Genomic DNA, 10,627 nt, shown 5'->3' with positions numbered 1-10,627 from the left:
CCCAGTCCCCAGTCCCCAGTCCCCAGTCCCCAGTCCCCAGTCCCCAGTCCCCAGTCCCCAGTCCCCAGTCCCCAGTCCCCAGTCCCCAGTCCCCAGTCCCCAGTCCCCAGTCCCCAGTCCCCAGTCCCCAGTCCCCAGTCCCTTCAATAAAGATCTGGTTTAAGTGCCATTGCTTTTTCTAAGCTGGCGTTAGCTTCTTCGGTTCGACCTAAGTTATTCAGGGCTACACTGCGGTTATACCATGCTTCGTAGCGTTCTGGGTTAATGGTTAAGGCTTTATCCCAACTGGCGATCGCATCTTCTAAGTTACCTAAATTACCTAAAACTAATCCGCGGTTAAACCAAGCTTGATCGTCTTGGGGTTTAATTTCTAAAGCTTTGTCGTAGGCGACGATCGCTTCTTCTAGCCTACCTAAATTCCCCAATAATACTGCTTTATTAAACCAAGCTTGGTGATATTGGGGTTGAATTTCTACGGCTTTACTGTAACTTTCTAAGGCTTCTTGAATGTAGCCTAAATTAAATAAAGCGTTGCCGCGATTGTTCCATGCTTCGTATTTGTCTGATTTAAATTCCAAGGCTTTTTCATAACTGGCGATCGCTTCTGTAGCTTTACCTATTTTAAATAAAGCGTTGCCGCGGTTGTACCAAATTTCGTTAGCGTTTGGTAAAATTTCTAGAGCTTTGTCATAAGTAGCAATTGCTGCCCAAAAGTCTCCTGAATTAAATTGTTCGACTCCTTGGTGAAATAAATTTTGTGCTTTTTGGGCGGGACTTTCTACTATTTCTGGTTCTTGATAAAGCTCATGATTGTAAAGATAGGCTTGGGGCGATCTTGCTAGCAAGGAAAAGCCGATTTCACGGGACATTTTGCCGAAAGTTCCGCAACCTAATTCACCTAATCTAATCATTTGACTGGCTAAGTGTTCATTTGCTGATGGTGCGGCTAATAAGCGATCGCCAAATTCCCTCAACCAATCAATCCATTCTGCTTCTGGACTTTTCTCACACAAAGCGGCAAAAACTCGCTCAACTTGAATTCTTCGCCATCCATGATCCACCCCTTCTAGTAACTGCATGAAAAAATATTCATAGTCTGCATTATCTAAAGGTCGATTATCTTCTGGGGACGTATAATTTTGTGGTACTTGATACTTTTGTGGCTTTGGTGTCAACCAAGGTTTTAACCATTGCCTGAGTTTTCTTCTCAGCCAGTTGCGAACAACTCGCCCAATACGTTCGATCTTTGCTTTAATTTCAGGATTTATTCTATTCATTTGACAACCGTTTATTTATTGTTTCCCCCAAGAACCATTTTCACATTGAAGTAATCTCTCAAGTATGCTAATAGCTTGAGAGTTTTGGGAAGTTCGCACTTTTTTTTCCATGCCAATGTTTAATAGTTCCATGCGTAACCGCATTAAATAAGCTTCTTGTTCTTCCGTTTTGATTTTCCCCCGGAGGGTAGTTTTTTGATTTTCCCGAAAAGACTTTTCCGGGTTTAAATTAAACATTTTTGTGATATAATTAATTACATATTTTTGTTCGGGACGTGCTGTTACTAAAGTAGCATTTATCGGCTGACTTAAGATAGTTTCTTGAGTCTTTTTATTAGCTTGATTTTGCAGCCAAAACTCAGAAGTAGACAGGGGAAAATCAACGTTTTCTTGGTCTATTTTGGCAAAAGCGTGGGCTTCTGTGAAAGAGACTCGCCCATCTTGGTTATAGTCAGCGGAAGCTACTGTTTTACCAGTGCGATCGCGTCCACTTAAACCAGCGAAGAAACTAGAGCTATAATCCTCATAGTCAGCTTCGTTAATTTCTGGGGAACAGCCAACGGAAGGTCGAGTTTTCACAGTAGCAAAGAACCCACAACGAGGTCTTTGAGTTACAGGACGTTTCGGATTACCACCTTCATAAATTAAATTAGCAAATGACCCAGAGTAGCATTGACTCATCATACCCACAAATGATGTTTTTGGAGGTAATTGATCTAACAAATTAGAAAACTCTTTAACGCTTAATGGTTCATCATCCCATAACAACATTAGGTTATTATTGATATTCTCAGGATTACGAATTCCGTGACCTGTGAAGTAAAAGAACACAGAATCAGGTTTTTTAGTTTGTAATTGTTGAATGGCGTTTTCTAGGTTAGACAAAGTTGAGGCACCCTTAATATTGGGTATCTCTGGGATTTTAAACAATTGTCTCCCGCTGTTGTCCAAATAGCTCACGGTGGCTTGTTGATTGTTACCATTAGCAAAGAAGATGGGTACCTCTGCTGGATTGTATCCCATTACACGCAGAGTCCGCTGAAAGTAGAGAATGTTTTTTTCAATGCCAATTTCGTTAGCTTCTGGTTCTGGCCCACCGCCAATAATTAAAAAACTTTGAGTTGGCTGGAAGTTTAAATTATTTTGTTTACCTTGACTATTTTCCAAGTTTTGTGCTATTGCGACAGGCTTTTCTTTTTTTTCTTTAACGTTGTGAGGATTTTTTGGTGGGAATTGTAGACTGATGAATGTGAGAACAGCCAAGCTACAGAGAATTAAACTAGGGATGGAAAATTGTGGCATGGTAATTGCTAAATGGTAACGAGTAACTGATATACCTGTGGCAGGCTACGCCAACAGCAATTCAAAGTGAAAATTTTAAGTTTCAAAATAGATAATCTCACGATTAATAAGCATCTTAGCCATTAACTATATTGCTTTTTGTTTCTCATGTCTTACGAACCCCTGCATCACAAGTATCGTCCGCAAACTTTTGCCCATTTGGTGGGTCAAGAGGCGATCGCAACTACTTTAACTAATGCGATCCAACAGGAACGTATTGCTCCAGCATACTTGTTTACTGGCCCTAGAGGTACAGGCAAAACTTCAAGTGCGAGAATTTTTGCTAAGTCATTAAATTGTCTTTCTAGCAATGTTCCCACAGAAAGTCCTTGTGGTAAATGTGATGTTTGTATAACTATTGCTAAAGGCTCATCTTTAGATGTAGTAGAAATTGATGCTGCTAGCAACACTGGGGTAGATAATATTCGAGAAATTATTGAGCGATCGCAATTTTCCCCCGTACAGTGTCGTTACAAAGTTTACATCATTGACGAAGTTCATATGCTATCAACAGCGGCGTTTAATGCCTTGCTGAAAACTTTGGAAGAACCGCCCGATCGAGTAATTTTTGTCTTAGCAACAACAGATCCGCAAAGAGTTTTACCCACCATTATTTCTCGCTGTCAAAGATTTGATTTTCGCCGGATTCCTTTACAGGAAATGGTAGATCATTTGTGGCAAATTGCGAATCAAGAAAACATTAACATTACGAAAGAAGCAATTACTTTAATTGCCCAAGTTGCCCAAGGTGGGTTAAGAGATGCGGAAAGTTTATTAGATCAGTTAAGTTTATTTCCCGAACAAGTTACAGTTGAGGCGGTTTGGGATTTAGTGGGTGCGGTTCCTGAAAGAGATTTGATGGAGATGTTGGAGGCGATCGCCAATGACCAAACTACCGCAGTTTTAGACATTGCGCGTCGCCTGATGGATAGAGGACGAGAACCGTTAATTGTGCTGCAAAATTTAGCCAGTTTTTACCGAGATTTATTAATTGCTAAAAGTGCGCCTAACCGTCCAGAATTAGCCGTTGTCACTACTCCAACCTGGTCAAAGATGTGTGAGTTTACAGGTTTGGAAATCACCCAAATTTTAGCAGGTCAAAAATTACTTAAAGATAGCGAATTTCAAATTAGAAATACGACGCAACCTCGACTATGGTTAGAAGTCACCTTATTAAGTTTGTTACCTTCAGCAATTAGACAAACAATTCAACCTGCAAATAATTCCCCTGTAACCCAAAAGGCTAATCCAATTAATGTTCCTCAAAATTTTTCTACTCGAACTATTCAAAAAGCGCCACCTGCCGAAGATTCAACTTCTGTAAAACCTCCGGTTAAATTCGAGAATATTCAGCCAAATCAAGAGATTAGTCAGCCCGTTGCTGAGACTGCTGAAACTGTGGAATTTGAACCACAATCAGAAATTTATTCCTCTGCTAATTTGGGGAGTCACGAACTCAATTTAGAACAACTTTGGCTACAAATATTAGAAGTTTTACCAGTTGCAGGCAAAGCTCTTTTTAGCCAACATGGATGTTTATTAACTTTAGAAGATTCTCAGGCTCAGATCGGGATTAAAACAGCGAACTTGCTAAAAATTGCTCAGCCAAAAATTGCCTATTTGGAAACTGCATTTCAGCGAATTTTGCAGCGAAAAGTTAAAGTAATTTTGAAAGTAATCAGCAATCAAAATCAATCCGTAACTAATCAAAGGGTACAAATTACTAATAAAAAAACGGAAATTTCTCCGCCGCAAGTAACTAATATTGAATCGACTATTGAATCTTCAGAAGTTCCGGTGAAAGCCGATCGCGAAATCCCCAGCAATCCCGCACCTAACCCAGAACCAAAAGCGCCACCGCCAACCTTCAATAAACCGGAGAAACCGCCAAAATCAAAACCCGAAGAATCAGCAAAGAATGCGGAAGCGGAAGTATTAAGAAAGGCTGCTCAACGTTTAATTAGTGTTTTTAATGGTGTGATTGTAGAAGCAGATGATTTTCTAGAATTAGGGGAGACTTTACCGGAAAAAAACGATTTGCGATCGCTCTCCCAAAACCCAGATTTCGACACAGAAGACTTCGCAGAACCAGAAGAAGACTTTTAGGCAATGGCAAGTGGGACAAGGAGATAGGGAGATGGGGAGATGGGGAAATGGGGAGATGGGGAGTGAGAGAGTTTTGAGTTTTGAGTTTTAAATTCTCCTCTGCCCCTCTGCCCCTCTGCCCCTCTGCCCCTCTGCCCCTCTGCCCCTCTGCCTTCTAAGACTCTGCACCTTTATGGATAGTTTTCACCCATTTTAGTCGTTTAGGTAAAACAGACATTCGGGCTGTAGTACTAGCCATAACAACGATCCAGTGAAACATATATAAAGTGCCACGGATGGTATGAAGCAAAGTTAAAAACAGGTTAGGAATAGTGGCTTTTTCCGGTTTCTTAATCCGCCTTAAACCGCTAAACATAGCGATAAAAGACATGGTAAGCATTAGACCTGTGACTGGGCTAAACACAGGCATTCGGTTGCGGGCGATCGCCATTAAAAAATCCGGTACTGCTGCGGTGGGGAGAAAATACTGGATCGTCCAAAACATGAACATATCCCAAGTTTTCCGCCAACTCATGCGACCAGCAAAAATCGGTCGCCAGTAGTCCAGATAACGTTGATAACCGCCTTCCGCCCAACGATTGCGTTGATGCCAAAGAGCGATCGTACTCGTTACCCCTTCCTCTTCCACCGCAGGATCGAGGACAAACTCGATGTCCCACTGTTCCAGATGCAGACGGATAGTTAAGTCGAGGTCATCAGTAATCGTTTCCTCATTAAAACCGCCGCATTCTTCCAAAGCAGAACGGCGAATAAACTCACCATTTCCCCGCAGTTCGCCAATGCCACCAATGGCGATCCGTTGTTGTTGGAAATAGCTATCAAGTGCCATTTCTGCCACTTGTCCCATAGTGAGTAAATTCACATCAGGATTAGAGATCGCCTTTTGCACTTGAACTGCGCCCACCTGTTCCTTAGCGAAAACAGGGACGACACGCTGGAGCATATCTTTAGGTACTTGAGCATCAGCATCAAACACAGCGATAATATCGCCACGAGTCAGGGGCAGAACTTGATTTAATGCGCCTGATTTGCCGCCACTTGCACCGGAAGATCGCCGGAATACCTTCAACCGATCGTACTTTTGCGTCAGTTGCTTGAGTACCAGTGGAGTTTTGTCCGTGCTGTTGTCATCAATTACCCAAAGTTCATAACGGTAGCTAGGATAATCTAAACTACAGAGGGTTTTGACCAAGCTTTCAATTACCGCCTCTTCATTTTTAGCTGCTACCAGTAAAGAGACGTAGGGCCAAGAATCTTGGTTTTCTGGTGACAAAGACTTAGGTAGGGCATGGGGGCGGGCTCGCAGAACGCGGATGGCATGAATTCCCATTAAGGTTGTCAAGCCTAAGATCAGCCAACTACCCCACGAAAGTAAATGTAGGGCAATAGTGCCACTCCAAACGATCGTCAGGACGATCGCCGCTTTCCGTCTACGTCCCCCATATCCTTGATTGGGTGTCTCGTCCGAGTCCTCTGTTTGGGAGATATCGGAGATCAGCGAGTTCAATTCATCAAACTCGTTGTAGGAATTGTTTTCGGGCCAGGAATTCGCTGGCATAGGTCAGTTGATTCAACCACCAGTACTTATCTACACCTTTAAAGAAGCTGGGTATTAGATAACACCAAACTGTACAGCCTTCACAAACGGGTAGTTTGCCCTGAGACTGACGGTATTCTTCCACCACTTCCGACTGGCGATACAAATCGTATAATTTCCCGTTAATTGGGACACCAGTTTGGGCGAAGTGGTAGCAAGGTAACAACAGTTTGTCATCAGGAGAAATGGCAATTACAGCATCCACCGCCTTACAACGGGGATTTTTGGTGTCATTGCCTCCGGCTTCAATAAAGGCCAATGCAGCCTTATTGTATCCAAGATTGCTGTACTGCTTCGCAGCTGTCTCTATTGATTTGACGATTTCGGGGGTGGGATTTTTCTTGGAATTGTAGTTGCTATGGGCTGTAAAGGCGGGATTTAGCCAAACTCGGACACCTAAACGCTGTCCTAATTCTCCTACCTCGGAAATTCGTCGGTGATTTTGGGCGGTGACGGTGTGGTTGAGTACGGGATACTCGCCAAGGGATTTGGCTAGAGCTACGGATTCAACCAAATTATCAAAAATCTTTACGCCCCGCGATTGGTCGTGAGTGTCGGCATCTGGGCCATCTAGGGAAAAGTTGAGGAAGTCAACTAAGCCCCGCATTTCTTCCGCCCGTTTCGGGTAAAGAATGGTGTTGGTGGTCATGCTGGTGATGAACCCTTGCGCTTTAGCTTCGGTGTAGATTTGGGCTACGTCCGATCGCAGTAGGGGTTCGCCACCTGTAAAATCGATGTATTTTACCCCTAAACGTCGCAAATCCCTTAAGTTGTGCTGAATTGTCTCGAAATCTGCTTCTTTAGGCGGTTCTAAGGCCCAAATATCGCAAAAATGACAACGAGCATTACACCGATAGGTTAAATAGTAATTTGCCACCAAAGGTGCCATAGCTTCTCCAAAGTAAGACTTGCCATTGTGTGATTGAACTAGAAAGCTCAGCCAAGTAAAGCTATAGTTTTCGCAGTTCTGCAACCATTTTCCAGGGAAATTGCCCCTTTGAGCCGAGTAATTTTTCCCCGACCATTTTTTTGTGATGATAATTTCGTATTAGTTTAGCGGCAAAGTGGTAATTCCGCTGGTTAAATTGGGGAATAATACGATCGGGACAATTTTAGTTGATACCTATAGTAACGAGCAAAAAAGGAACTTTATGGATATTATTGAACAACTGCCCCCTGCCAATCCTCAAAGAGTAGGTGTTTATATGCCCTACTACCAAGGCAATAAGCGAACTTGGCTTCCCAAGGCAATGAGCCTTTATGAAAAGGGTGTACTGGAAGGAAATCGCAAAATTGAAGGCGGGGAGAGTATTCCTTTTGTCGCTACTTGGAGTGTGGCTGCATTACCCGCAGATTTAACTCGTTGTCGGTTGCAGTTTGATGGTAATGCAGAACTCAGCTATGAGATTACTTTGGCAAATAATGAATTTGTTAACTTTCTCATAGAAGTGATAATGAATTTTAAGTCCACGCGGACGATCGACTTTTCCAAGAGTTTCTACCGGAGGCTGTTACGCCTGGATGAGTAAAAATTGGAAAAGCCACCTTGTAAGAAAGTGAAGTCAGGAGCGAGGGTGTGCCAAAATTCACGAAATATTTGCTGGTTGGGTCAACAGAATCTTATAGTGGCAAGTCAGCAGTAATATTGGGGCTTGCCCATCAGTTAAAAGAAAAACAACTGGATATTGCCTACGGTAAGCCTCTGGGAACTTGTTGGAGCGATTCTCATCCTGATGGGATGGATGAGGATGTAAAGTTTTTGGCTCAAAGCCTGAACTTGCCTTTGGAGAGAATTAAGAAAACTTTGTTTTTTCTCAATCAGAAAACTGTCCAAAATCGGATTAAAGGGGAGGATACGGTAGATTACCGGAGGGAGTTGGCGAAGTATCTTGATGTGGCGGCTGGGGAATTGGTGTTTTTAGAGGGGCCAGGTACTTTAGATGAGGGCAGTTTGTTTGATTTGTCTTTGCTAGAGGTGGCTAATACTATTGATGCCTCAGTGTTACTAGTGTCTCGTTGGCAGTCGGTGCTTTCGGTACATAAGTTGTTGTCGGCTAAGTGGTTGTTGGGCGATCGCTTGTTGGGTGTGATGCTCAATGATGTGCCTCCAGAGGAAATGGAAATTGCCGAAACAGAAGTGCGTCCATTTCTGGAAAACCGCGAGGTTCCAGTGTTGGGCATTCTGCCCCGCAGTGCTTTACTCCGCAGCGTGACTGTTCGGGAGTTGGTCAAGCAGTTGAAGGCTGAGGTTTTATGCCGTGGCGATCGCTTAGATCTACTAGTAGAAAGCTTGACAATTGGGGCAATGGATGTTAATTCAGCACTGAAATATTTCCGTAAAGGACGGAATATGGCGGTGGTGACTGGGGGCGATCGCACCGAAATTCAACTAGCAGCTTTGGAAACTTCTACCCAATGTCTAATTCTCACTGGGCATATTCCTCCTACTGAATTGATTTTGAGTCGGGCTGAAGATTTGGAAATCCCAATTCTTTCGGTGGATCTGGATACTTTAACAACTGTGGAAATTATCGATCGAGCTTTTGGTCAGGTACGTCTCCAAGAACCAATCAAGGTCGAATGTGTCCGGCAGTTAATGGCAAAACATTTTGATATTAATCGGTTGCTGGCAACACTTGATTTACAAACAGCTGTGACTTTGCCCTAACTGAGTCTGTTAAAATAACTAGGTCGTTGTGTCTTCAACATTAATCCTTGAGTCAATCGCTGGACATTCCTAAATTTGATGAATTAGTCCAAGAACTAGCGACGATCCAACAAACAGGGGCAAAAAGAATTGCCCTGTTAGGTTCGCGCCACGTTCCTATTACCCATCAGCACTTAATTGAAATGATGAGCTATGCCCTAGTTTTAACGGGGAATAAACTGCTCACTTCTGGTGCTACGGGGACAAATGCAGCTGCGATTCGCGGCGCAATGCGGGCAGATCCCAAGCTGTTAACGGTGATTTTACCGCAAAGCCTGGACAGACAACCGCGAGAGTCTCGTGAGTTGCTCGAACAGGTAATGCACTTGGTAGAAAAGCCGGAAAACGATCATCTGTCTTTGGGTGAAGCTAGTGCTCTCTGCAATCAGGAAATTGTTTCCCGATGTCAACAATTAATTTGCTTTGCTTTTCACGATAGTAGGACACTTTTAAAAACCTGCGAAGATGCTGAGGAGCAAAGAAAATTAGTCACCTTGTTTTATTTTGATTAAGGTGCAAATTGGGGAAATGAATTAGGGCTGATGAGGTTATTACCAATGTCAGGATCGATAACTTTTCTGTATTGCATTGCTGTGGCTATTGTTTTAGTTTATGTTCCTTTTTTGCTAGTAGCTTTTGCTCGTGTCAATTTGGGAACAGAAGCTTTAGCAACTCCTAGAGCTATGGTTGATAAGTTACCTGCTTATGCTCAACGTGCTACTTGGGCGCATCAAAATAGTTTTGAAGCTTTGATGATCTTCGCTCCAGCAGCATTGATGGCATACATTACAGGTGTTAGTTCGACTCTGGCAATTTTTGCTGGGTTGACTTTTTTAGTTGCCCGCTTGTTTTACTCGGTGTTTTACATTTTGAATGTACCACTGTTGCGATCGCTAATGTTTGCGATCGCAACTCTTTGTAGTGGCACTTTAATTGTATTGAGTCTTAACCAAGCTAGATGAAATCAATTGTTAGGTAATGGGTAATAGGTAGGAAAATTAGCAATAACAAGTCTCATCCAATTTTAGATTTGAAATTTCCAATTAACCACCAATTACCAATTACCAATCATCCTCTGTTAGCGTTCAGTTACTTGTTATGGCCTCCACTTATTCCTTTGATATTGTTAGTGACTTTGATTACCAAGAATTAGTAAATGCAGTCGATCAAACTAATAGGGACATTATTAGTCGCTACGACTTGAAAGATACTAAAACTACTGTAGAATTAGGCAAGGAAACGATTACTATTAACACGGATAGCGAGTTTACTTTGGATGCCGTGCATACAATTTTGCAAACAAAAGCAGCAAAGCGACAGTTATCTTTGAAAATTTTTGATTACGGCAAAGTTGATGCAGCCAGCGGTAATCGAGTTCGCCAAGAAATTAAACTCAAAAAAGGCATTAGCCAGGAAATTGCTAAACAAATTAGCAAATCAATTCGCGACGAATTTAAGAAAGTGCAAGCTTCGATTCAAGGCGATGCGGTGCGAGTTTCTGCGAAAGATAAAGACGAATTACAAGCAGTTATTCAACGTTTGAAGCAGGAAGATTACCCGGTAGCGTTGCAATTTACTAACTATCGTTAAGGTTGAAAA

At 42.6% G+C, this 10,627-nt stretch carries 10 protein-coding genes; 6 read left to right on the top strand and 4 right to left on the bottom strand.

Translation table 11 applies throughout. From position 1 onward, the window contains the following. Positions 1 to 143: 143 nt before the first annotated feature. Together ACE1B6_RS22590 and ACE1B6_RS22585 are read right to left on the bottom strand one after the other, a co-directional pair. Entirely contained in the window at positions 144 to 1,277 is a 1,134-nt protein-coding gene (locus ACE1B6_RS22590) for a tetratricopeptide repeat protein (protein WP_413259528.1), read from the bottom strand. Positions 1,278 to 1,292: 15 nt separating this feature from the next. Then, positions 1,293 to 2,579: a C13 family peptidase gene (locus tag ACE1B6_RS22585; protein ID WP_413259527.1), complete on the bottom strand. Its 1,287-nt coding sequence runs from the start codon at positions 2,577 to 2,579 to the stop codon at positions 1,293 to 1,295. Between the two features lie 147 nt (positions 2,580 to 2,726). Between ACE1B6_RS22585 and ACE1B6_RS22580 the strand changes: the two genes are divergently transcribed. Then, positions 2,727 to 4,724, top strand: a complete 1,998-nt coding sequence (locus ACE1B6_RS22580) for a DNA polymerase III subunit gamma/tau (RefSeq protein WP_413259526.1) — start codon at positions 2,727 to 2,729, stop codon at positions 4,722 to 4,724. 154 nt (positions 4,725 to 4,878) lie between these two features. Here the strand turns inward: ACE1B6_RS22580 and ACE1B6_RS22575 are convergent, their stop codons facing one another. Together ACE1B6_RS22575 and ACE1B6_RS22570 are read right to left on the bottom strand one after the other, a co-directional pair. Then, positions 4,879 to 6,282: a glycosyltransferase family 2 protein gene (locus ACE1B6_RS22575; RefSeq protein WP_413259525.1), complete on the bottom strand. Its 1,404-nt coding sequence runs from the start codon at positions 6,280 to 6,282 to the stop codon at positions 4,879 to 4,881. Then, on the bottom strand, positions 6,236 to 7,210 hold the full coding sequence (locus tag ACE1B6_RS22570; protein WP_413259524.1) for a radical SAM protein: 975 nt from the start codon (positions 7,208 to 7,210) through the stop codon (positions 6,236 to 6,238). Before ACE1B6_RS22570 ends, ACE1B6_RS22575 begins: the two co-directional genes overlap by 47 nt. A 262-nt stretch (positions 7,211 to 7,472) precedes the next feature. Between ACE1B6_RS22570 and ebsA the strand changes: the two genes are divergently transcribed. From ebsA to ACE1B6_RS22545, 5 genes are all read left to right on the top strand, one after another. Further along, entirely contained in the window at positions 7,473 to 7,850 is a 378-nt protein-coding gene (ebsA, locus tag ACE1B6_RS22565; RefSeq protein WP_413259530.1) for a type IV pilus biogenesis protein EbsA, read from the top strand. 47 nt (positions 7,851 to 7,897) lie between these two features. Further along, on the top strand, positions 7,898 to 8,989 hold the full coding sequence (locus tag ACE1B6_RS22560) for a phosphotransacetylase family protein (protein WP_413259523.1): 1,092 nt from the start codon (positions 7,898 to 7,900) through the stop codon (positions 8,987 to 8,989). Between the two features lie 47 nt (positions 8,990 to 9,036). Continuing rightward, positions 9,037 to 9,540 carry a DNA recombination-mediator protein A gene (locus tag ACE1B6_RS22555; RefSeq protein ID WP_413259522.1) on the top strand — a complete coding sequence of 168 codons (504 nt, stop codon included), beginning with the start codon at positions 9,037 to 9,039 and terminating at the stop codon, positions 9,538 to 9,540. 45 nt (positions 9,541 to 9,585) lie between these two features. Further along, a complete protein-coding gene (locus ACE1B6_RS22550; RefSeq protein ID WP_413259521.1) occupies positions 9,586 to 9,990 on the top strand; it encodes an MAPEG family protein in 405 nt (134 codons plus the stop codon). A gap of 136 nt (positions 9,991 to 10,126) precedes the next feature. After that, the gene (locus tag ACE1B6_RS22545) at positions 10,127 to 10,618 is read left to right on the top strand and encodes a YajQ family cyclic di-GMP-binding protein (protein ID WP_413259520.1); all 492 of its coding nucleotides are present in this window, start codon (positions 10,127 to 10,129) and stop codon (positions 10,616 to 10,618) included. Positions 10,619 to 10,627: the final 9 nt, after the last annotated feature.

It is taken from the genome of Floridaenema fluviatile BLCC-F154, from assembly GCF_041929135.1.
GTDB lineage: Bacteria > Cyanobacteriota > Cyanobacteriia > Cyanobacteriales > Aerosakkonemataceae > Floridanema > Floridanema fluviatile.
The sequence above is the reverse complement of the archived record's forward strand: the minus strand, read 5'-3'. Positions and strand labels throughout refer to the sequence as shown.